15 protein-coding genes and 1 rRNA gene are annotated in these 22,979 nt (G+C 46.7%); 5 read left to right on the top strand and 11 right to left on the bottom strand.

Going from position 1 to position 22,979, the window contains the following annotated elements; genetic code table 11:
• Positions 1–2,019, top strand: a complete 2,019-nt coding sequence (locus KO533_RS15975; RefSeq protein WP_219255090.1) for a MacB family efflux pump subunit — start codon at positions 1–3, stop codon at positions 2,017–2,019.
• A gap of 7 nt (positions 2,020–2,026) precedes the next feature.
• Positions 2,027–3,490 (top strand): efflux transporter outer membrane subunit, encoded by a 1,464-nt coding sequence (locus tag KO533_RS15970; RefSeq protein ID WP_219255088.1) that lies wholly within the window; start codon positions 2,027–2,029, stop codon positions 3,488–3,490.
• A 133-nt stretch (positions 3,491–3,623) separates the two neighbouring features.
• Here the strand turns inward: KO533_RS15970 and KO533_RS15965 are convergent, their stop codons facing one another.
• From KO533_RS15965 to KO533_RS15920, 10 genes are all read right to left on the bottom strand, one after another.
• Positions 3,624–4,766, bottom strand: a complete 1,143-nt coding sequence (locus tag KO533_RS15965; RefSeq protein WP_168826794.1) for a site-2 protease family protein — start codon at positions 4,764–4,766, stop codon at positions 3,624–3,626.
• A gap of 231 nt (positions 4,767–4,997) precedes the next feature.
• Positions 4,998–5,375, bottom strand: a complete 378-nt coding sequence (locus KO533_RS15960; protein ID WP_028759298.1) for a DUF4144 family protein — start codon at positions 5,373–5,375, stop codon at positions 4,998–5,000.
• A 247-nt stretch (positions 5,376–5,622) separates the two neighbouring features.
• Positions 5,623–7,311, bottom strand: coding sequence for a FapA family protein (locus tag KO533_RS15955; protein WP_219255086.1), 1,689 nt, complete (start codon positions 7,309–7,311; stop codon positions 5,623–5,625).
• A 480-nt stretch (positions 7,312–7,791) separates the two neighbouring features.
• Positions 7,792–8,835, bottom strand: a complete 1,044-nt coding sequence (locus tag KO533_RS15950) for a methyltransferase (RefSeq protein ID WP_173246778.1) — start codon at positions 8,833–8,835, stop codon at positions 7,792–7,794.
• A 184-nt stretch (positions 8,836–9,019) separates the two neighbouring features.
• Positions 9,020–10,342 carry an alkaline phosphatase gene (locus tag KO533_RS15945; RefSeq protein WP_219255084.1) on the bottom strand — a complete coding sequence of 441 codons (1,323 nt, stop codon included), beginning with the start codon at positions 10,340–10,342 and terminating at the stop codon, positions 9,020–9,022.
• Between the two features lie 74 nt (positions 10,343–10,416).
• Positions 10,417–11,370: a glutathione synthase gene (gene gshB, locus KO533_RS15940; protein WP_219252129.1), complete on the bottom strand. Its 954-nt coding sequence runs from the start codon at positions 11,368–11,370 to the stop codon at positions 10,417–10,419.
• 93 nt (positions 11,371–11,463) lie between these two features.
• A complete protein-coding gene (gene rsmE / locus KO533_RS15935) occupies positions 11,464–12,195 on the bottom strand; it encodes a 16S rRNA (uracil(1498)-N(3))-methyltransferase (protein ID WP_173246769.1) in 732 nt (243 codons plus the stop codon).
• A gap of 8 nt (positions 12,196–12,203) precedes the next feature.
• Positions 12,204–12,983, bottom strand: coding sequence for an endonuclease EndA (gene endA, locus KO533_RS15930; protein ID WP_219255221.1), 780 nt, complete (start codon positions 12,981–12,983; stop codon positions 12,204–12,206).
• Between the two features lie 126 nt (positions 12,984–13,109).
• A complete protein-coding gene (locus KO533_RS15925; RefSeq protein WP_173246764.1) occupies positions 13,110–13,769 on the bottom strand; it encodes a SprT family zinc-dependent metalloprotease in 660 nt (219 codons plus the stop codon).
• A gap of 158 nt (positions 13,770–13,927) precedes the next feature.
• A complete protein-coding gene (locus tag KO533_RS15920) occupies positions 13,928–15,082 on the bottom strand; it encodes a hypothetical protein (RefSeq protein ID WP_173497250.1) in 1,155 nt (384 codons plus the stop codon).
• A 330-nt stretch (positions 15,083–15,412) separates the two neighbouring features.
• Here KO533_RS15920 and blaOXA point away from each other — a divergent pair, with 330 nt between their 5' ends.
• A complete protein-coding gene (blaOXA, locus tag KO533_RS15915) occupies positions 15,413–16,237 on the top strand; it encodes a class D beta-lactamase (RefSeq protein WP_105251500.1) in 825 nt (274 codons plus the stop codon).
• Positions 16,238–16,400: 163 nt separating this feature from the next.
• On the opposite strand, the gene KO533_RS15910 is transcribed toward blaOXA, so the two are convergent.
• Entirely contained in the window at positions 16,401–17,312 is a 912-nt protein-coding gene (locus KO533_RS15910) for a LysR family transcriptional regulator (RefSeq protein WP_105251501.1), read from the bottom strand.
• 121 nt (positions 17,313–17,433) lie between these two features.
• On the opposite strand from KO533_RS15910, the gene KO533_RS15905 reads away from it, so the two are divergent.
• Complete coding sequence (locus KO533_RS15905) at positions 17,434–21,987, top strand: biotin carboxylase N-terminal domain-containing protein (protein WP_105251502.1); 4,554 nt, start codon at positions 17,434–17,436, stop codon at positions 21,985–21,987.
• A gap of 928 nt (positions 21,988–22,915) precedes the next feature.
• Positions 22,916–22,979 (top strand): 16S ribosomal RNA (locus tag KO533_RS15900); the annotation flags it as partial.

The raw sequence follows: 22,979 nt of genomic DNA, 5'->3' as shown, positions 1-22,979 counted from the left end.
GTGACAACGGCATTACTTGAAATTTCAGGTTGTTATCGCACTTTTCAGGCGGGTGAGCAGCAACTCACTGTGCTGAAAGATGTGAACTTGTCGATTGGCCGTGGCGAGATGGTGGCGATAGTTGGTGCTTCTGGCTCGGGTAAATCGACCCTAATGAACATTCTTGGTTGTTTAGATAAGCCGTCAAAGGGCGCGTATTTTATCAACGGCCAAGATACCTCGACTATGGACGTTGATGAGTTAGCACAGCTGCGCCGCGAGCACTTTGGTTTTATCTTTCAGCGTTATCATTTACTGGGCGATTTGACCGCCATAGGCAACGTCGAAGTGCCTGCTGTGTATGCGGGTAAAGAACGCACGGTTCGTAAAGACAGGGCCGAGCATTTGTTAACGCGTTTAGGCCTTGGCGACAGGCTTGACCATAAACCCAATCAGCTCAGTGGCGGACAGCAACAACGGGTCAGTGTGGCGCGCGCTTTGATGAATGGCGGCGATGTGATCCTTGCGGATGAGCCAACAGGTGCACTTGACAGTCACAGCGGCGAAGAAATGATGCAGTTGTTGCAGGAGCTGCACAGCGACGGTCATACCATCATTATCGTGACCCACGATATGCATGTGGCCCAATATGCCGACCGCATTATCGAAATCAAAGACGGCGTGATCATCAGCGATGAGCGCAGTCAGGATAAACAAACGGCTAAGCCACAAAGCTCGACGTCGCAAAGCTCAACGTTACAAAATACGGCGTCACAAAAGCCTAGCGGTGCAGTGGCAGCAAAAGATGGCTCGCGTGCGCGGGTGGCTTCGTGGGACAGATATGTCGAAGCGCTTAAAATGGCGCTGGTGGCGATGTCGACCCACAGGTTACGTACCTTCTTGACTATGCTCGGGATTATTATCGGTATCGCCTCTGTGGTTTCTGTGGTGGCCTTAGGTGAAGGCTCGCAGCAGGCCATCCTCAAAAGTATCAGTTCGATGGGGACTAACACGATTGATATTCGCCCCGGTTCTGGTTTTGGCGATAGACGCTCGGCGCGGGTACGCACCTTAACCGCAACGGACGCCAATGCCCTTAAAAATCTGCCCTATGTTGATAGCGTGACGCCAAGCATTGGCTCTACTGCAACGGTTCGTTTTGGTAATAAAGCGGTATCGGCATCGGTGAATGGTGTGGGACCTGAGTTTTTCCGTGTAAGAGGGTACGAGTTAGCGCAGGGCCAATTTTGGGATGATGCCAGTGTCGCATCGCTCGCCCAAGATGCGGTGATTGATGACAACACCCGTAAGGAGCTTTTTCCTAACAGCGCTGCCGACAATAACTCGGCGATAGGGCAAGTAATTTTCCTTGGAGATTTACCCGTACGTATCATAGGTGTGACTCAACCCAAAGAAAGTGCTTTTGGTAACAGCGATGCGCTTAATGTGTGGGTGCCTTACACCACAGTTTCTGGCCGTATGGTGGGTAAAAATTATTTGGATGGTATTACCGTTCGACTCGATGAAACTGTGCCGAGTAACGCGGCGGAGCAGGGCATTATCGCGCTGCTTAAAATGCGCCACGGCACGCAAGATTTCTTCACTATAAATACCGATACCATTAGGCAGAACATCGAAAAAACCACTGCGACCATGACCTTACTGATCTCGGCTATCGCGGTGATTTCCCTTGTCGTTGGCGGAATTGGGGTGATGAACATTATGTTAGTGTCTGTGACTGAGCGAACCCGTGAAATCGGTGTTCGTATGGCCGTGGGTGCGCGCCAGAACGATATTTTGCGCCAGTTCCTTATCGAAGCCATTTTAGTGTGTTTGTGTGGTGGCACCTTAGGCATCGCCTTGTCCTACTTAATTGGCGTGGTGTTTGCTCAAACGGGGGGCAGTTTCCAAATGATTTATTCTACCACCTCCATCGTTGCTGCCTTTGCCTGCTCGACCTTAATTGGTGTGCTATTTGGTTTCTTACCCGCCCGCAATGCGGCGCAGTTAGATCCCGTTGACGCACTAGCCAGAGAGTAATAACACCATGAATAATAAACTATTTAATCGACCATTTTCGCCTCGTAGCTGTGCTATTGCTGTTTGCACGGCTTTGGGATCAGCTCTGTGCATAGCCCTGTTGAGTGGTTGTAGCAGTGTTATGCGTTCAGACTTTGAACCACCTGCACTGGCTATTCCCGAACAGTGGCAAAACACCACAGTGAATGAGCAAGTGAGAGTTGATCCTTGGTGGCAGCAGTTTCATCAGCCCGAGCTCGATAAGCTAGTCAGTCAAGTGTTGAGCACTAACAATGACTTAACCCTAGCGACCTTAACGCTGCGTAAGGCACGCTTGCAGGCAGGACTAACGCGGGATGATCTATACCCACAGTTATCGGCAAACCTTGACGCTTCCCGTAATCAGCCACTTGAGGGTGGCGATGCGACTAAGAGTTATCAAGCAAAATTGTCCGTGAGTTATGAGGTGGACTTGTGGGGCAAAGTGTCGGCCAATATCGACCAAGCTCAATGGGCGGCGCTGGCGAGCGCCGAAGATAGAGAAAGTACCACCCAAAGCCTAGTGGCGACCACTGCATCCTTGTATTGGCAGATAGGTTATTTAAATCAACGGATTGATTTAAGCCAAAAGAGTATCGAGTACAGTCAGCAAACGCTGGCATTAACCCAAAGGCAGTATGATTCTGGGGCCGTGACGCAAGTGAATGTGCTTGAAGCTCAGCGCAGTATGGCGGGACAAGAGGCTGCCCATAGCCAGCTTATTCAGCAATTAACTGTGGCTAAAAATGCCCTCGCGATATTACTCAATCAGGCACCTGCAGCTGTTCCTGCGCAGAGTTTAGCCTCAGGGGAGACTTGGGTTGAGATTAAGCAACTCCCCGACGTGGCTGTGCCGGACGTTAGTGTGGGCGTGCCCGCAGATTTGTTAGTCAGACGCCCAGATGTGAAGGCTTCCTTGTATCAACTGCGCTCCGCCTTGGCGAGTAAAGACGCTACCTATGCGAGTTATTTCCCCAGCCTGAGTTTAACGGGTGGTATTGGAGAGTCGACCTCAGAGTTAAAAGAGCTGTTACGCAATCCTGTTGGTAGCTTAGGCGCGGGGCTTGTCTTGCCCTTTTTGCAGTGGAATCAAATGCAAATCAATAACGACATTGCCGATATCGATTATCAAACCGCTGTAGTGAATTATCGCAAGACGCTCTATTCCGCCTTTGAAGATGTTGATAACGCAATTTCGGCTAAGCAACAATATCGCTATCAAGGGGAGAAGTTGGCGCAGCAATTTAGCGCCGCGGCGGCCGTTGAAGCCATTTATGAGAGCCAGTACCGCAATGGTGCTATCGGTATTCAGAATTGGATTGATGCCCAAGAGAATCGTCGCAGCGCCGAGGCGGCTTTACTCGAGAATCGCTATAACCAACTCACCGCCCAAGCGACGCTTTATCAAGCCCTTGGTGGCAGCGATATCGCCCCGCCTTTGGCAAAGGAATAACGCACGGTTGTAAAAGCATCACAGCGCGACAGAAAAATAAAAAACCGCTATTAATAGCGGTTTTTTGTTGGGCAAGTGCAAGTGTAGGCACTCGTGCTAGTGCCTTTGCGCTGCGTTTAGCCGTTAAGCCACATTAGCTGCGTAATATTTGCAGCGGCAGACTGAGCATATCATCGCCGGTTCCGGCTAAGTGCCAGATGATGCCGACTAAGGCGCCAACCGTGAGCAAATACCAAATAACCGAGAAGATTTGCCCGTATCTGTCTAATGGCAGCAAATGGCTTTGATGGCGAGTTCGCCACTCGAAGATGATTTCTAAGCTGCCGATCAACAACAAGAAGCCCAATAGCGCTAAGCCTAAGGTGTAGCTGATATACACTCCGAAAGCGGCACCGGCGGCGCAGGCGACCAGCCCCATGATGCTGTTCATCGAAAAACTAATGCTCTTTAAAATATGGCCGCCATCGAGTGGCAAAATAGGCAATAAATTAAATAGGTTAAGCAGCGCATTAAAGGCGGCAAGGCCAGCAAAAAACACATTGCCCGTTGCGTGGTAAGCAATCAAGGAAGCGATGGACATCAAGAGCCCAAAGGTCGGTCCCATGATAGAAATCACCACATCTTGCCAACGTGTATTAATTTTCTCATCGGAGAGCGCGAGTCCGCCCATAAAGGGAATAAGGTAAATCCCTTTGGTTTTCATCCCAAAATATTTCATTGCGCGAATATGGCCATATTCGTGAAATACCAAACAGGCGATAAGTGCGAGGGCGAATTGGAAGGAGAATAGCCAAGAATAAGCGGCAACACTGGCGCCCGCTAACACTACCTTTATGACTTTAGCGCTTTTTAACAGCTTAAAGCCGAGGGAGGCGAGTCCTATCATGCTGATTTTTTGCTGCTTAACGATGGGCGTTTCTGGTGTTTGGCGTTCGATATCTTTCTCTGTCCGTCGCCCTTGGTCGATAATCTTGTCATCCATCAGCAAGCAGTAATCGAGGCGGAAAGGCTGCCAAACGAGATCGGTTTCGAGGCGAACTTGGATTTTAGCTTCTGTTATGGCGATGGCTTGCTCACCACTTTCTGTCACCAATGGGCTGCTGTGGTGGGTGAGCTCAAAGACATGGACTTTGAGGCCGCCATTATCGACGGAAGCTTCTTTTTGTGAGACTAAGGTGTTGTCCCAGTAGAGTTGTTGCCAGCCCGCGAGCGAGCCTTCTAAGCGCAGTTGTTTGCCTAAGCAGTCAATCTTAAGTAGTTCCAATTTCGGTTCCATCTATTTGTATATTTAGTGCCAACTTAAACGTCATCCCTTGAGTCGACGCAGAAAACGGTTATTTTGGAGTGCATCTTAAGCGCTTTACCGTCTGGCTTAGCGCTGTTGCACCGCGGCAAATTATGCCTGTGAATTGATTATGAGGATATTAGCTTTTAAGGTCATATTGTTTTTTATTGATTAACTGAGTCATTGATAGCCATTTATTATGGCTTATCATGTGTTTGCTGTTTATTCATCGAGGGTACGAACAATTTCGATTCCTTGGGCAATTGTCGTGAAAGCCAGTTTAGCAACACAACATTGTCCTAGTGCTTGGGCATGATTTTGAACCCATTTGATAAATTCATTGAGTGGTAAATCCTGTTTTTGGCGCAGTAATCGAGGTAATTCGCCAACAGGATCTTCATGGATTTTTTGTGGACAGGCACTGATAAGGTATCGCTGCCCTTTGGAGTCTAATAATTGATCGGTTTCGATGAAGTGATGCTGATAGAGACAGGCCAGTTCGAGCCAATCTCTTTGATGTTCTAGGTAAAGTAATTCGTCATTTTGAGTCAGTTTTACAATCGCTGGCCATTCAATACTCGACATCTTAACGCTAGTCATTTCAGATCCTTAGGAAGTTTAAAATGGGCTCTGAGGTATTCTCTGAGATCAATCGGCGGCAGTAGACAAGGATTAGGATTTAGCAAGAAGGTGACTTGGCATACTGCTGCGTGCGTTTATCTGTGAGCAGTATGCCATGCTTGGAGAAGATAGATAGAGGCCAGAACGAGTTCAGAAGTTTGGCTACCGAGCGAAAGCCGCCTTAGCACTGGCTGAGCGGGCAATAAGTTAAGAACCCTAGTGAACCTTATGTGCTCGGTGCAGCTTTGGCTTTGGCGTTATAGTCAAAGTTAATCTCTTGATTAACATTGGCAATACAACAAGTGCCGTGTTCACGTGCCGTACGGTGATTTGCTGGACCTATATGCAGCTCAACGTTAAGGAATACGTGTTTAAGCACTTCGATGCGGTATTTTTCGTAGTAGCCTTCGACTTCTTGTTTAAATGTATCGAATTCAAGCTCTTCACGGGTACGTTCGTCCATGATGCGATTTTTTTCATCAAGCATCATCTTGATTTGCTCAATCATAACCGCGTCAGCTTGCCATTCTGACTTGGGGGGCAGTTTATTGAGGCGAGCCTCGATATCTAAACTGGCGACGACCATAGCTTTAACGCTCTCATCGAGTAGCTTGAGATCTTGCTTGAGTTCAGCCTGTCCCATTGCGCAGTAAACGTCAGTTTTAGTCCCTGCCGTTGCACCTATGACAACCGCCGTGATGCCTTTTTCAGCGTGTGCAACTCCGCCAACCAGATCACCACGACGACCGCTAGGATCGCTGACCGTTAAACTGCCGGCGGTTTTGGTATTACTGTGCAGCAACTGTTTAGTGACTAAGATATTACCTTTGGCAACTAATTGAGAATATTGCACAAATTGGGCGCTGATCTGCCCTTGAGAATAGATATTGGTAGAGTATTCATTGGCTTTAATCTGGCGGCCAATGATGCCTTTACTCACAGTGACATCGCCTTCTGCTTCAAGGGTGGCGGAGTCCACAAACCCCATCACGGTAATATCGCCTGAGCTTTTAACTATCATGCCCTCGTGGACATCACCTGTGATTAAAATACTGCCCTTGAAGGTGACATGGCCTGTGCTGATGTCGACATCTTTAAGTTGCAGTACATCATCGACATTCATACCTGTACGGGTTTCGACGGGTTGCCCCGGCACTGTGGCGATCAGCTTATTGGGATCTTTGGGATGAAAAGCTGTGCCTGTACCCGCTTGAAGCACGGCATCCTTACCTGGTTTTTGTTTAAGGACTTCGCCCTTGATGTTGTAGCCCGGAGTGCCTTCGGTGGCTAAATGTTTAACCATCAAGAGATCATTGGCTTTAACAACGATCATTGCGCCTAAATTGCGCATATCGACACTGCCATCTTCGCGCTCTTGTGGCTGAAGCAAGCGTTCCCGCGCAAGGAATACTTTGCGTTCTAGTACCGCATTGAGTCCATTAACAGGGGCTTTGCCTTGGGCTATTTCACTTTGGCAGATTTCCCCTGGCTTGAGTGTGCTGAGTTGCTTTAGTAGAGCTTGAATTTTGAGTTTGCTTAGCCCCATGCAGACGTTGTTTTTTTTGAGATGAGTGAGGATCTCTGGCAAATCTATCTGTTTACCACCCCATGCTGCGGTAAGTTTAAGGCTGGCTTGCATTTTATCGGGACTAATCTCGATAGCTATGCTGCCATCACGACGTTCGGCCAAAGTAGTATAGAGCTCAAATTTTCCATCGTCTTGATTACAAAGAGAGTTGATTTTAGCGACGGTTTTAGCAATGGCTGGTTCTAGCGGAAACAGGGCGACGAATTCAGGTAAAGACAACAGGCGCATTATGTCTTCATGGGTGACTGGACCATGGACATTAGGGATCAGGCGCAATTCAGCTTTTGTCTTATCGCTGTTTAGCTCTATGAGTTCAGGGTCCAGCATAGGGGCATTCCTAGTAATTGCGTTTTATTCTTGTTAAGAAGCTGTTTTGAGTATAACAGTAGAAACTTAGGGTAAAGAAGCCTTTTTGGCTGCAAAATCAGCAAATGTTGTCATTTTGTTGTTAATGGTCTATGAGTGAATTTTAAAATAGTTTTTTATAAAAAATTGAGTCTTATAATCAGTGTTATCTCTGGTTTTATAGCAAAAATCACTGAATAAACCACAACTTATATTGATTTTGGGTTTAACCATTATTTTGATGTTTTAAATCGAATCCCTATGTTAGGAACGGCTGTTGAGTGACTATAAGTGGGGGATTGTCAGAATCGCTGGCATGCGGCAGATCACAATATTGAATTTTGTAACACGATGAAAGTGAGGTTTTATCTGCAAACAAACAGGGATTGGGATAAGAGTGAGTGGCTGGTGTTGCCAATAACGCGCTTCAGCGAAAGCATCTGCGCGTTATTAATCAAACATCTATTTGTGCTGGAAGTAATACAACTTGTACTTGTTGTTGTCGGCAACCACTTTCAATTGGCCAAATTCGGCGGCGATAATATCGGAATAGGGCAGGTGGCGATTGGCGACTATTTGCCAAATACCATTATGTTGTAATTGCTTAGCACTATCGGTGACAAAGTTCTGCGCTATGCTGGTGGTGCTGGCGAGGCCATCATGAAACGGCGGATTAGAGATAATGCCGTTAAATTTTCCTGTGGTTTGCGCGAGCCCATCGGATGGATACACTTTGGCTGTCATGCCATTGGCCGCCAGGGTGAGTTCACAAGAAGCTAACGCCATGGCATTAATATCAACACATTCTAGGGATAGGCTCGGTTGTGCTTTTAGTAGAGCGGCGGTGATCACGCCTGCGCCGCAACCAAAATCGAGCACTCGACCCGAGAGTGTTGGTAGGTGTGACAATAATAATTCAGTGCCGAGATCTAACCGTTTTTCGCTAAATACCCCGACTAAATTACAGATACTGATCTCGCCTTGCGGCGTTGTGAGTTGATACTGACTGACCCAGTCGCTAAGTTTCATTGCCGGGGCGCTGCCCTCTAAATGGCTACCAAACAGCAGGCAGTGGCGGGCGTTATCGAGCTTCATCCCCGTCGTAAAATACTCAGGCAAGAGTTTAACTAAAGACTTAATCCCGCCTTTGTTTTCCCCAACCACTAACAGTTGGCCGTTAGGCACAAGATTGCTGGCGGCGAGGTTAAACAGATAAGGTGCGAGGGGTTTAGCCTTGGGGAAATAAACGATAACAGTATCGTACTTTTCTGGTTTAATTGGGTCTTGATGTGGCAGTTCGTGGCCGAAGTAGCAACGCAGTTTTGAATTCGCGTGCGGCGCTAAGTGTAAATAATGGTGATAATCCAAGGCGAGGGCATCGACCGAGGCCGCGACATCGAGCAGGGCTTTTGGCAGTAGATCGGCTTCATGATTGAGCACTAACACCTTATGTTGGCTTAGGCTGTCTTGATTACGAATAATGACTTGCGATGGATTAGTTAACACAGTTACAGGCACCTATAAACTTAAGTGTGGGCATTATACCCGTTATTCACGCCCGAGCCAGTTTGCATCGAATCACTGCGCTAAGACCTAATAAAATCCCTAATAAAAAGACCCAATAAAAAAGGCAACTGCATTATGCGGTTGCCTTATGTGATTGCCTTTAATGAAAGGAATCGATTAACGCTTAGCTCTTAGGTTTCTTCGGTTTTGGCAATAAGCTGAAAATCTTATTGGCGATATCAGTATTGTCTTGATGGCCGTTAAACAGCTCAGATGCGGGACCTGCGGCAAACACTTGTACGTCTGTGCCTGTGTGACCGTCGGTTGTCCAACCTGTATCAGTTCGCTTATTAATAACATGGCGAATTGCAACCGCGATGGTTTCTAATCCCTGCATTCTGGCGACCGTTAATTTTGCGATTTCTTCTTCGTTGAGCTCAAAACCTAAACCGCGGGCGAGATCGGCCTGCCATTGTTCACCGCTGATGGCGGCTAAGGCTAATGTGTCGGTACTGGCTGAAATGTTGCGTAGGATTTCAGGGTTCCAGTTGTAGTTTCCATCGACGCCAATCGATAGGCCGCCGGTATTATGGTCGGCGGTGATCACCATCAGGGTATCAGGATGTTCACGCACAAATTGCTCAACCACTTCAATGGCATTGGAGAATTCATCCATCTCACCCATAGCAGTGGCGATGTCGTTATTGTGGCCCGCCCAGTCGATGAGGCTTCCTTCGACTAACAGTACAAAACCTTGGTCATTCTGCGACAGTAAACTGAGCGCTTTTTGGGTTAAAGTGCTGAGTTTTTTCGCATCTTTTTCATCAATTGCCCAAGGTAATTGGACTTCGGCAAACAGTCCCAGCACTTTAGGCTGGGTGATGCTGGCGAGATCTTCAAAACGAGTAATATGTTGATAACCTTTGGCTTTAAATTGCGCTAATAGCTCAGGGGTAAAGTATTTTTGACCACCGCCTAAGAATACATCGGCGTTAGTTTCTAGATAGCTGAGTGCCAAAGCATCGTAGTTTTTACGGCTTTCGTTGTGGGCCAAAAAGGCGGCTGGCGTGGCGTGGTTGATTTGCGACGTTACAGCCACACCTGTGCTGAGGCCAAGGGATTTGGCTTTTTCGAGTATGGTCGGCAGCGGTTGCTTTTGGGTATCGACCGAAATCGCCCCATTGTAAGATTTAACGCCAGTGGCGAGCGCAGTTGCTGCCGCGGCTGAGTCGGTAACATAACCACTGACACTGGCGGGATAAGTGCTCGCCATACCTACAAGTAAACGGTCGAATACGGTTTGTTCGACTTCCTCTGTGTCAGGATTATCTTTGTAGTAACGGTAAGCGCTAGTGTAAGACGGTCCCATACCATCACCTATCATGATGACAATATTTTTTGGGCGCGACGGTGCTTTCGTTGGACCTGTTTCTATGTTGGCCCAAGTCGGAGTCGATAGTAATAAACCTATGCCGAGTAACAAGAATGGCGCTTTGGTGAAACTCATATCACATCCCTAGAAAGTGGCTAGGCGCTTGTGATGTCAAAGCGCCTTAAATCAACAAACTCGTTGGTAAATTTTTATGCTTTGGTGTTAATGCGTGCTTCAATAGCATCCATTAACATGCCGGTGATGTCGACATTAAATGCTGCTTGGATCTCACGGATACAAGTTGGACTAGTTACGTTGATCTCAGTCAGCTTGTCACCAATGACATCGAGGCCGACAAAAATCAGTCCACGTTTTTTAAGCTCTGGACCAATGGCGCGGGCAATTGCCCAATCGCTGTCGGATAAAGGTTGAGCCACACCGCTTCCGCCTGCCGCTAAGTTACCACGGGTTTCGCCTTTCATTGGGATACGCGCCAAGGCGTAGGGCACAGGCTCACCATCGACCACTAAAATGCGTTTATCGCCTTTGGTTATCTCAGGGATAAAGGCTTGCGCCATGGCATATTGTTGGCCATAGCTGGTCAAGGTTTCTATGATGACTCCAAGGTTTGGGTCGTCCTGCTTCACGCGGAAAATCGAGGTGCCACCCATACCATCAAGTGGCTTAAGAATAATATCGCCCTTCGCTTGGTGGAAAGCGCGGATACGTTTGGCATCACGGGTTACGATCGTTTCTGGCGTGAATTCGCTAAACCATGCGGTAAACAGTTTCTCGTTAGCATCACGTAAGCTTTGCGGCTTGTTAACGATCAACACGCCTTGTTCTTCGGCGCGTTCAAGCATGTAAGTTGCGTAGATAAACTCAGTATCGAATGGCGGGTCCTTACGCATTAAGATCACGTCGAGTTCGCTCATCGGCGTGTCTGTAGCTTCGCCGAGTTCAAACCATTTGCTCGCATCATTGAAAACAGTTAACGGACGCATATTGGCCATAGCCACACCGTTGACCATGGCAAGATCGGCCATTTCCATATAAAACAGCTGATAACCTCTTTCCTGCGCGGCCATTAACATGGCAAAACTGGAGTCTTTCTTAATGTTGATCTCACTGATGGGGTCCATCACTATGCCGAGTTTTATCATTAATCTGTTCCTTATTTGTCGCCGTTTGCAGGCAAAAAAGCATTTATTGGATAATGGGGGGCCATACCACCGCTGTGTGCGGCTGTGGACGGTCTAGCCTAAATCACCAAATCTGAGTTGCAGTGCCGTAATGGCGGTGAGCGAGGCGGTTTCGGTGCGTAGCACTCTGGGGCCAAGCAACACATCGGTAAATTGATAGGTTTCTGTCATGGCGATTTCTTCCGCCGACAAACCGCCTTCTGGGCCAATTAATAGTCGCACGCGGGTATGGGCCAAATCTAAGCCATTGATACCGTGTGCGGCACGTGGATGCAAATTGAGTTTAAGCGCTGAGGTCGGCTCACTGCACCAATCGTGTAAGTCCATCGCTGGGCGAATCACGGGCACTTGGCTGCGTCCCGATTGCTCACAGGCGCTCACGACGATCTTCTGCCATTGCTGAATTTTTTTCTCTAGGCGTTCGCCGTTGAGTTTCACACCGCAGCGATCTGAAAACAGCGGCGTAATAGTATTGACGCCAAGCTCGACTGATTTTTGAATGGTGAACTCCATTCTATCGCCACGGGAAATCACTTGGCCTAAGTGCAAGTTGAGTGGCGACTCAGATAAATTGGCCTCACAGGAGAGCAGTTTTACTGTGACATGCTTCTTACCTGCGTCAACAATTTCAGCAAGATAATCATTGCCATCGCCATTAAATAGACTGATATGTTCGCCGTTGCCCATGCGTAGCACCTTGCCGATATGGGCCGCGCCATCTTCGTCTAAGTTCAACTGTTGATTGATGGCTAATGGCTGAGGTTGATAAATTCTTGGGACTCTCATTGTCGACCTTATTCGGCTAATTGTTGACGCTGTGGTGGCGCATTACAGGCATTCTGCACAAAGGGGTTATGGTTACCTTGGGTTTGCGCTATGGCGTTATCACGTTTGCACTCAATAGTATCAACTGGATAGGTTTTATCCCATGCCTTAAATAATTTTAATTGGCTAGAGGCGATTTTAAGACCATAGGTCTGCTGCATATAGAGGTAGGTTCTGGCTATCTTACCGCGGGTATTCGCGGGAGGTTGTGCTTGACGATTCTTAAAGTCGACTACCATAGCACATTGGCCATATTGGTCAGCCTTACCGTTCCATTGGCTAAATCGGAAGTTGCTGCGATCGCCATTGACCTCACCAATTGCGGGTACCAAATTATGCATGTCCGATTCCATTTTATTAAATTCATTACTGTTATCGGCACAGTTTTTACGGCCGCCCTTTTGCCAGCATTGGAGTTGATGGCCAAATTCCCAGGCGGGGACTATGTGTTCCCACTCGATACGGTTGGCGCGGGTTTCCTGTTTACGGACTTGATAACCACAGCTGGCGAGATCGGGTTTCCACGATTTACCTTTGATCTGAATTTCACAGCCACAGTAAAAGCTGACTGCGGGCAGAGTACTTTGGCGACTGCCTACGTAGAGCGCCTGTGACTTGGTTTTTGCTTGGCTGAAACTGCTGGGATGTGACACTGAGGCACTTGCGGGCACAGATAAGGTCGCCGCCCAAGTGATTAGGCACAACAAAAGTCGCCGTGAATTAACGGTTAAAGAAGCTATGTTCAAAATTTATCCCAAAATAACAAACACTACGCGAGCCTTTGGCTCGTCTTTTATGGCGTGATGGTAAGGGAAATATCGCTGTTTATGCAAATTGAGTCGTACTTAGGTGGGAGTTTTGTTTGCTGAAAGTCGCTAGAACGCAGTTAAATGGGTCTTACAGCGTTTACAAATATAACGACTTTCACCACGCAACACCTTGTTATGGCGGCGAATACTCAGTCGAATCGGTCCACAGGCGCAGCGATACTCAACATCGCGACTCGTAACTGAAGTGGTATTAAAGCTATGTGTGGTACTCGGATTGACCTTAAATACCGTTAACATCAAAGATTGCCATTCTTTACCGTGGGGCTTGGTTTTGCCAAAAAGCTGAAAACACAGCAAATGACAAATTTCGTGGGGGACGACCTCAGTCAGAAATGCCTCGCTGTTTTCGCGTAGCAATACAGGATTGAATCGCAAGCGATTCTGTTGCAGATGAGCTGTACCCGCGCTCTTACCCCTTAGACTAAATTGAGTGACTGGGCGTGGAAAAGTGCGCTTAAGCGATACCTCGGCCTCTTGATAACAAGCTTCAATTCGCTCTAGTACTTGAATTTGTAGTGACGAGAGTGCGCGTGATGAACCGGTGAAAATATGTGCCTGAGCCGGATTTGGTGCTGGTGGACTCGTTATCACCTGCGACTTATCTTGGCTTTGGCCCAAGGCTGCGTACGTCGACCTTGACAGTGGTGCAAGTGCTTCACTGCTGCGACGGCGTAAGGCATTGAGTAAGTCAGCGGGTTTCAGCATAGGGTTAGCGTTGGATCTCGTCGGTTAAAGATAAAATTGAGTGCTTAAAACTTATCGGTGATTAAGCCTGCCTAAGCGTTCACATCAGAAGCGTTCACATCATAGCGAACGCTATCTGACAATGCTAGTTTCAGCCTGTTTCAGGAAATGTGACTTGGCTATAAACTCGCTGCCGCCTGCATCACCATAGTGCGTACTTGTTCGACTATGGCTTGCTCAGTATCTGCGTCATAGCCTTTGACTCTTGGTGTGTGAATGTGGCCGACCTTGGCATGGCTATTAAACTTTTGCTGCAAGACTATGGCACGATAGGAGATTTCATTAGAAAGATAACCGCCGCCAGAGCCTTCGACTGAGGTTTCGTTTTGCAGTTCGTTTAATGACGTCGCGCTAAATTCGCCGCGGGCAAGGGTAGTGACAGTATGGTTATCATTGACTTTCCATTGACCATCTTTGACTTGCATAGCCGAAACAGGCAGTGAAAATTCCACAAATTCGGGGCCGATAAAATCTTTACCATTAAGCTTTGGGGCAACGGGTGCGGTTTTCGTGCCGCCAGTGAGTACGTTTTGGTTATCGGGCGCCGCTGCGCTGCGATTTCGCCCAGGGAAACGTTCGATATCAAAATCAGTTCGGCCCATGCTAACGGTGAATACAAATTGGGTTTTGGGATCGCGATAAATCGGGCTCAATAGCGACTCGATAAGTCCTTGATCAAAATCTGCAAAACGTACTGGCACCATAGCGGTTTCTATTTGCGCCGTTTTACCATTAATATCAAAGCGAAAACCATCCAAGGCGAGGGCAACTAGACCGGAAGGATTACTCTGGGTGATATCTTTGTCGAGGAAGAAAGGATCGAAACCCGTGAGAAATATTTTGATTTGGACATCATCACCATATTGAATATCGCTAAAACCCCGTGAGGCTTTTTCAACCGCACTCATTAATATGTCTTGTTGCCAATCGGCCATTTTAAAGTTGGCGCTGGTGGTTTTTAGACTATTAAGCATGGCAAGGCGAGCCCAGTATAAAGGTCGGTCGTCAAAATGCCCTGACTGCACATCGCGGACAGCTTGTTGCCATAATCTGTGTCCTTGGCGTGCCGCTAATTGGGTGGCGTCAACTTCGTTTTTCTTTGAGCTCAGCTGAGCCAGACCATCGTCAAGAGCTTGATAGCGAGTGACTACGTCGCCTATGGTTTTTTCGGCTGTTGGTAGGCGGGAAACTTCAACATCACCAAATAACTGCACGGCACTGGCTGTAGTCATTAAGCTGGTGGTGAGGATGAGTGTTAACACTGGCTTTAACATGTTTGGCTTCCCTGTAGTGATTAGACGTTATTCATTGGAAATAATGATTATTTTTTTCGTACGGATAGGCTCTTATGCCAAAAAGTATGCACTACAAGCTGAGGGTAATAAAGTTAAGCTCAGTGATCTTCGTCATCTTATGTCAATATCTTCTATCACAAATCATATGGCGCTAGCATTAATCCATCTGCAACAGTGCAATAGGGTCTAGTTTGCCTCTTTTTTGCCACAATTGGTCAGCAGTTTGCTAGGGCTTGCCAAAACCCTAAGTGATAGCCTTAATCACTTTTTTAGTTCATTGGATTGTTTGTTTTTCTACAAGGAGACTTTATGCGTTTGTTCACCATATCGGCTGTGCTGGTGATGTCGTCTATTTTAGTGTCGTCAAGCTTAGTGGCGCCGACTTTTGCATCTACTACAGCTAAGGAGTGGCAAGAAACCCGCAGTTGGGATGCCAGTTTTACTCAGCACCAAACTAAAGGCGTAGTGGTGTTATGGAATGAAAACAAGCAACAGGGATTCACTAATAATCTTAAACGTGCCAATCAAGGTTTTTTACCTGCATCGACGTTTAAGATTCCTAACAGTTTGATCGCGCTAGAGCTTGGCGTGGTGAAGGATGAGCATCAAGTCTTTAAGTGGGATGGTAAAAGTCGAGATATCGCAACTTGGAATCGTGATCATAACCTTATTACTGCAATGAAGTATTCGGTTGTGCCTGTCTACCAAGAGTTTGCTCGCCAAATTGGTGAGGCGCGTATGTCGAAGATGATCGCCTCGTTTGATTATGGTAATGAGGATATTTCGGGAAATTTGGATAGTTTTTGGTTAGATGGTGGCATACGAATTTCGGCTACGGAGCAAATCGATTTCCTACGTAAGCTTTATCACAACAAGATACACGCTTCTGAGCGCAGTTTACGTATTGTTAAGCAAGCCATGCTGACTGAAGCGAATTCTGACTATATTATCCGTGCGAAAACCGGCTATGCAGTCAGAGCAGAACCAAGCATTGGCTGGTGGGTAGGTTGGGTTGAACTCGATGATAATGTATGGTTTTTTGCGATGAATATGGATATTCCCGACGCCGCAGGTTTACCATTGCGTCAAGCCATTACTAAGGAAATCTTAAAACGGGAACGCGTTATTCCTTAGCCCATGCTAGGTCGCGTAAGCATAGCGTATCTAAACCTTGCGAGAATTGCGTATGAAGTGGCCTACTTGGCTGACATCAATCGTGATACTGAAAGCCTAGACTCAGATCTAGGCTTTTTTATTGGACTTTCTTGAAACAGGTTTCCTGATGCGACGGGAAACGTTAACCCATTAGGGATTGCAGGCTTTCTTGGCTGCTGAAGCGTTTTACAAAGAAATCTAAGAAGACACTGATGTTGGTGGCCAGTTGGCGTCGGCTCGAATAAACCCCGTAAACCTTAAAAGGTTCAATCGGCCACTCCTGTAAAATCGGTACTAGCTGTCCATTAGCAAGTTCAGTCTTACAGGCTGAATTGGATAACATGGCGATGCCAAAATCATCTATGGCTAATTGCTTCACCATTATCGGGCTGTTGACCCTCACTTTACGCTGAAAGTTAGCCATGGTTTTACGCGAACCTTTACCCAGTGGCCAAATTGGTGCTGAGCGAGAAGTCCCCAATAAAATCCCACTGTGCAGGCTGAGTTCCTTTGGGGTCGCGGGGGTGCCTTTGAGTTTTAAGTATGCAGGGCTTGCCACCAAAATTGGCTGGCGTTCAAACAGTAATCTTGCGACTAAGTCCGACGATTGAAGTGGGCCATATTTGATGGCTATGTCATATCCTTCACCGACTAAACCAATATCGTTGTCGGTAAACTGGACATCCAATTCAACATTGGGATATAAACGCATAAATCCGCTACAGAGGTTAGCGATAAGTTCTTGGCTAAATGACACTGGGATTGCAATGCGTAATGATCCTGACACATCATCGTGAGTATTCTCGATAACTGCCTTGGCCGCTTCTACCTCATTGCGAATCGAATCACAGTGTTGATAAAAGAGTGCCCCGATTTGGGTCAAACTCAAATTACGGGTGTCGCGCTGTAGTAATCGCACGCCAAGTTGTTCTTCTAGCTGCGCGATTTTGCGACTTATGGTGGATTTTGGGTGGCCGGTTTCACGTGCAGCTTGGGAGAATCCCTTCGCTCTAACTACGGCTGCAAATAGCATCATACCGTTTAAATCTGGCATGTTATTCCCACTGTCTCATATTTGGAACAAAGCGTCCTATGCAGTTTAATGGCATTTGACGGGATAACAAAGTTATATTTATTGGCTAAAAATTTTCAGAGGCTAAGCAGAGGATCTTTTGATGACCAGCAATAATCAGCCCAAACACATGACTCAAGCCCAAACGCCCGATCCGCTTTTTTTACAGGCCGAGCATTTGGCAAAAGATTTTTCTCTGTTTCCTAAGCACAGTAAACAGAGTTTATCGGAAGAAATTAAAGGTCTTTTAAATGAGGATGCTATTCAAGCAAACTTAAAAGACTTGGCATCTTTAGATGTCGACGGTTACGTTGCTAAAGTGATCCAGCCGACCCAAGATAAAGGTCGTCCTGGTGCAAAACGTATTATTGCCGATCTTAAAGGTCGTTTGATTACGGAAACTCACTTGGGCTCTTTTTACAGTGCTGAGGTCGAGCTGAACTTTGGTTCACGCACTCGTCGTATTGGCTTTATTGCCCAAGAACGCACTACCGCTAACGGTGCTTGGATGCCTGAGCATCATTACGCCGCTTGTAAAGCAATTCGTCATTTCGCCGAATTGTCTATGCCTATTATCTATTTAATTGATACCCCAGGGGCGGATGCTGGCGAAATCGCTAACAGCCAAAACCAAGCGCATTCAATTTCTAAAGCCATCGCAGAAAGTGCCAACGTTGACGTACCGACAGTCGGTATCGTAATTGGTGCTGGTTATTCTGGTGGCGCAATTCCATTAGCGGCGGCGAACATTCTGTTGTCGTTGCGTGACGGTATTTTCAACACGATCCAGCCACAAGGTCTGCAAAGTATTGCCCGTAAGTACAACTTATCTTGGCAAGAATGTGCGAAATCTGTGGGTGTATCACCAGAAGAGCTTTATACCTCAGGTTGTATCGACGGTATCATCGACTTTTCACCAGGCGATCGCGACGAGCGTCAGCACAATCTGCGCCGCGCTATTATTAGCAGCGTAGAAGCGGTTGAGCGTGCAGCGATGAATTTTGTGCGTGAATCTAAAGATTTACGTGAGCATTATGATCGCAGTTTAACTCGTTTCCTTAATCCATCTAAAAACTTGATGGCTTTGGAACTGAATGCAGAATTGGCTGTGGCAACGAGCCCGACCAGTCACCATAACTTGTTCGGTAGCGCCTATCGCTATTTGCGTTATTTAACGCTACGTAGCCGTATCCATTCTATTTCTCAAGAGCAATATGGTCGTCTGTCACGTGCTAGCGTGCCAGAAGGTGATCTGTTGGCACGTATTCAACAGGAACAAGACCGTGTGTTCCAAGCTTGGTTGTCTAACCCTGACAAGCTAGTTTATGACGAAGATTTGAATAAATTGTGGACTAACTTTGTCGCTAAACGTGACGAAGTCTCTACCGAGCGTAACATGCTGACACGTTTGATTTTGGGTGAGCCAAAAGAGAACTATAAAAAAGCACGTAAGGCGTTGTTATTCAACATCAGCTGGTCTTTGTATCATCGCTGGAAGAGCAATGCGGCTAACAACTTTAAAGGGCTGATTCAGCACTTAGAAAGTTTGCCAAAGTCTGTTACTCAAGCTAAATGGCCTGAGCTGAATCAGCTGACTGTGCTGGATGTGGTGGTAAATGAAGAACTGCGTGAAGACTTTATTTGGCAATGCCATAACATTCTGATCTTCAATGCCTTGTATGACAACGTTGTGGGCAGCTTAGCGTCAATCGCGAAAGAAGCCATGATGTCGAAGAGTTTGTCACGTAACTCAGTGAACAACCTGTTGCACAAGTCAATTGACCATGCATTGTCGACGCAAGATACCTCGAACGACAAAGCTAAGTTCTATAAGTGGCTCAAGTATTTTATGGGTCAATCGAACCGCGCCGATTTGTTGGTGCGAGTAGAGCAGTGGAAGAGTGTGGGTTTCCCACAACTTAACGACAGTCTATTCGTGGTACTGACTTACTTCTTCGAGCGTTTACTGCCTGAGTATTTCGATAGTGAAAGCGATACCAGCAAGTACACTGGCGCGATCAACCCTGTGCGTATCGGTCGTCGTAAGGACTTCTGGAACCGCTTGACCATGGGTTATCAAGATCTATTGATCCAAAAAGTGCTACGTGACGAAAAACGTAAAGGCAACATGACTTGGGAAAATGTGGTGAAGCAGTTCTTTACCCATTTCGAAGAGATCAACGGCGACAAAATGTCGGCTAACTTGCTCAACTTCCCAGGCTTCCGTTTATCGATTGAAGACGCATTAGATAAAGGCATTCGCCCATGTGGTTTGATCACAGGTATTGCTGACTTTAAAGAAAAAGGTCAAAAAGTGCGTGTGGGTGTGGCTGTGTCTAACACCGCATTCCAAGCGGGTGCATTCGATATGGCCAGTGCTGAGAAATTCTCTGCACTATTAATCGAGTGTGCTAAGCGTAAATTACCCGTTGTGTGCTTTATCAGTTCAGGCGGTATGCAGACTAAAGAAGGCGCCGCGGCGCTATTCTCTATGGCTGTGGTGAACGACCGTATCACGCGCTTTATTCGTGATAACGAATTGCCAGTACTGATGTTTGGTTTTGGTGACTGTACCGGTGGTGCGCAGGCGAGTTTTGTGACTCACCCATTGGTGCAAACTTACTATCTGTCTGGTACTAACATGCCATTCGCAGGTCAAATGGTGGTGCCAGCGTACTTACCATCAACGGCAACGCTGTCTAACTACTTGTCAAAAGTACCTGGCGCAATGGCGGGCTTAGTCCATAACCCATTCAGCGACAATTTAGACTCTCAGTTAGCGGGTATCGATCCTCTGATGCCAATGCCTTCGGCAAAAATTAACGACGTGATCATCAATGCACTGTCGACCTTAGTGGTTGAAGCTACTGTTGAAGAAGAAGTGATCGTGCAGAACGATCCACGTAAGTTAATGAAGCCAATTAACAAAGTATTGGTTCACGCCCGTGGTTGTACAGCTGTAAAACTTATTCGTAAGGCGCATGACAATAATATCAATGTGGTATTAGTGGCGTCTGATCCAGATATGACGTCAGTCCCCGCGGACATGCTCAAAGAAACCGACAAGTTAGTTTGTCTCGGTGGTAACACATCGGATGAAAGTTACTTGAACGCATACTCTGTGCTGAAAGTAGCCGAATATGAACAGGTTGATGCATTGCATCCAGGTATCGGTTTCCTATCAGAAAGCCCGCAGTTTGCTGCATTGTGTGTGAATAACGGTGTTAACTTCGTCGGTCCTAGCGTGCATTCAATGACGACTATGGGTAACAAGTCGAACGCAATTAAGACATCGCAAGCGCAAAACGTACCTGTTGTGCCTGGTTCGCACGGTATTCTGACCAATGCTGAACAAGCCGTAAACGTGGCGAGCGAAATTGGCTATCCAGTATTGCTTAAAGCGGTACAAGGTGGTGGCGGTAAAGGTATTCAGGTTGTAAAACGTCCTGAAGACATGATTGGTTTATTCCAAAAAACTGCAACCGAAGCAGCTGCAGCCTTTGGTAACGGTGACTTGTACTTAGAGAAATATGTGACATCACTGCGTCACATCGAAGTGCAGTTACTGCGTGATAAGTTCGGCAACGCGAAAGTATTAGGTTTGCGTGACTGTTCGGTTCAACGTAATAACCAAAAAGTGGTCGAAGAATCTGGCTCAACTATGTTGCCGGATGAGCTGAAGCGACAAGTGCTGGCTTATACCCGTGCCTTAGGCGACGCGACCGATTACATGGGCGCAGGTACCGTTGAGTTCATCTATAACTTAGATGCAAACGAAGTCTACTTCATGGAAATGAACACGCGTCTGCAGGTTGAGCATCCTGTTACGGAAGCGACTTCAGGTATTGATATCGTTAGTGCGCAGTTTGATATTGCCGCTGGCCGTTCAATTGCAGCGTTAGAGCCTAAAGAAATTGGTTATGCGATGGAAGTACGTGTGACGGCTGAGAAAGCGGCGCTCGATAGCCATGGCATACTGCAGCTGATTCCTAATCCGGGCAAGATCACTGAGTGTGTGTTCCCAGATCATCCCGATGTGGAAATCATTTCGATTGCTGCGCCAGGTAAAGAAGTATCGCCATACTACGATAGCTTGATTGCGCAAATCATCATGCGCGGTGAAAACCGTGAGGATGTGATTGCCAAACTGTACGAATACTTAGACAGTGTAGTGCTGAAAGGCATCGCGACTAACATTCCGTTGCTCAAGCTGATCTTGAAAGATGGTACTTTCAACGAAGGTGTTTACGATACTAACTATCTGCCACGCTTAATGGCCGAGCTCGATATTCCTGCGTTGATCGCAGAAATGGAAGCTGCCGCTGAAACTGTGGAAGTAGACACTGAATCACTGCGTGTTGGCGAAAGTAACGAACTGAAAGTGTTAGCCCAAGGCGCAGGTATCTTCTATACCTCTTCTGCACCGGGTGAAGCGGACTTCGTGAAAGAAGGTGACATAGTCACCGTTGATCAAACACTAGCACTAACAGAAGCGATGAAGATGTTCTCGCAAGTGACCTTAGCTGGCTTTAACCGCCAGAGTGCGATTCTGTACCCTGAAGATAAGAAGTATCGTATAGAGCGCATCCTGAACAGCAATGGTCAGCAAGTGTCTCAAGGCGACTTACTGTTCGTGGTCTCGCCTGTTGAAGAATAAGCTCAGCGTTTAGCGCCATAGCTGAATGAGACAATACCCGCCATTGGCGGGTATTTTTTTGCTTCTAAATTATTGCCACTAAATTTCCTGTCACTAAATATAGGTAAGCAAACATGCCACTCTTAATGTGCATGACGTCTTTGATAAATCAACTTAGCTTTAATAGATAAGCATATCGCTAACAAGTGGCCAATCTCAGCTCTGTGCAATACGACCTGTATCTCTGATTAAGTCGGCAAAGAGTCTCTTTAATCTATCGTTTGCCCATTTATTAGAACAAGCTGCATCAAGAATCCACCTCTGGCCTCGAGAATCAACGGAATCTCCATGCTTTATTCGTAGTATATAGAGGCTCATCAAACCTCATTTTAAGTTGAAACTGAGTCTAAAATGAGCTGTGTGTGGATAACTTTGGGGGTAAGTGGTGGGTATGATGTGACTAGATTAGATAATTAGAATTAACTGCAAATTTCCTTAAAATAGGGGTTGCACAAAATCTCCTGCTGCCTATAATGCGCATCCACTGACACGGCAGACAGCGTTAAGCAGCCTGATGTGACGGTTCATCGATGAGTTTACTGATTGATGAGTGTTGAGAAAGTTTGCAAAACTCCTTGACGCGAAACGGGAAATGCGTAGAATACGCAGCCCTAGCCAACTGGAAGCGTTCGGCGCTCAGTGTGGTACTCACCTTCTCTTATGAGGTTGAGTTGCTCTTTAACAAGATAAAACAAGAAATCTGTGTGGACACTCACAGGTGTTGAGTTAATCGAAACTGCTTAACCTTCGGGTTGGCAGTCAAAAATTTAAATCAATGTAACAATGAGTGTTCATAGTAATATGTACAGTTTGTTTCTGCTTTTAAGTGGGAACAAAAAATCAGAATTCATTGAGCCGCTGAAGTCGCAAGACGGAAGCAACAAAACTTTAATTGAAGAGTTTGATCATGGCTCAGATTGAACGCTGGCGGCAGGCCTAACACATGCAAGTCG

Origin of the sequence: Shewanella sp. NKUCC05_KAH (genome assembly GCF_019345585.1) — a bacterium.
GTDB lineage: Bacteria > Pseudomonadota > Gammaproteobacteria > Enterobacterales > Shewanellaceae > Shewanella > Shewanella oncorhynchi.
The sequence above is the reverse complement of the archived record's forward strand: the minus strand, read 5'-3'. Positions and strand labels throughout refer to the sequence as shown.

Bases quoted from the DNA above. Each gene is read 5' to 3' on its own strand.
- KO533_RS15970 (WP_219255088.1), top strand. From the start codon at position 2,027: ATGAATAATAAACTATTTAATCGACCATTTTCGCCTCGTAGCTGTGCT.
- KO533_RS15965 (WP_168826794.1), bottom strand. From the start codon at position 4,766: ATGGAACCGAAATTGGAACTACTTAAGATTGACTGCTTAGGCAAACAA.
- KO533_RS15960 (WP_028759298.1), bottom strand. From the start codon at position 5,375: ATGACTAGCGTTAAGATGTCGAGTATTGAATGGCCAGCGATTGTAAAA.
- KO533_RS15955 (WP_219255086.1), bottom strand. From the start codon at position 7,311: ATGCTGGACCCTGAACTCATAGAGCTAAACAGCGATAAGACAAAAGCT.
- KO533_RS15945 (WP_219255084.1), bottom strand. From the start codon at position 10,342: ATGAGTTTCACCAAAGCGCCATTCTTGTTACTCGGCATAGGTTTATTA.
- gshB (WP_219252129.1), bottom strand. From the start codon at position 11,370: ATGATAAAACTCGGCATAGTGATGGACCCCATCAGTGAGATCAACATT.
- rsmE (WP_173246769.1), bottom strand. From the start codon at position 12,195: ATGAGAGTCCCAAGAATTTATCAACCTCAGCCATTAGCCATCAATCAA.
- KO533_RS15925 (WP_173246764.1), bottom strand. From the start codon at position 13,769: ATGCTGAAACCCGCTGACTTACTCAATGCCTTACGCCGTCGCAGCAGT.
- KO533_RS15920 (WP_173497250.1), bottom strand. From the start codon at position 15,082: ATGTTAAAGCCAGTGTTAACACTCATCCTCACCACCAGCTTAATGACT.
- blaOXA (WP_105251500.1), top strand. From the start codon at position 15,413: ATGCGTTTGTTCACCATATCGGCTGTGCTGGTGATGTCGTCTATTTTA.
- KO533_RS15910 (WP_105251501.1), bottom strand. From the start codon at position 17,312: ATGCCAGATTTAAACGGTATGATGCTATTTGCAGCCGTAGTTAGAGCG.
- KO533_RS15905 (WP_105251502.1), top strand. From the start codon at position 17,434: ATGACCAGCAATAATCAGCCCAAACACATGACTCAAGCCCAAACGCCC.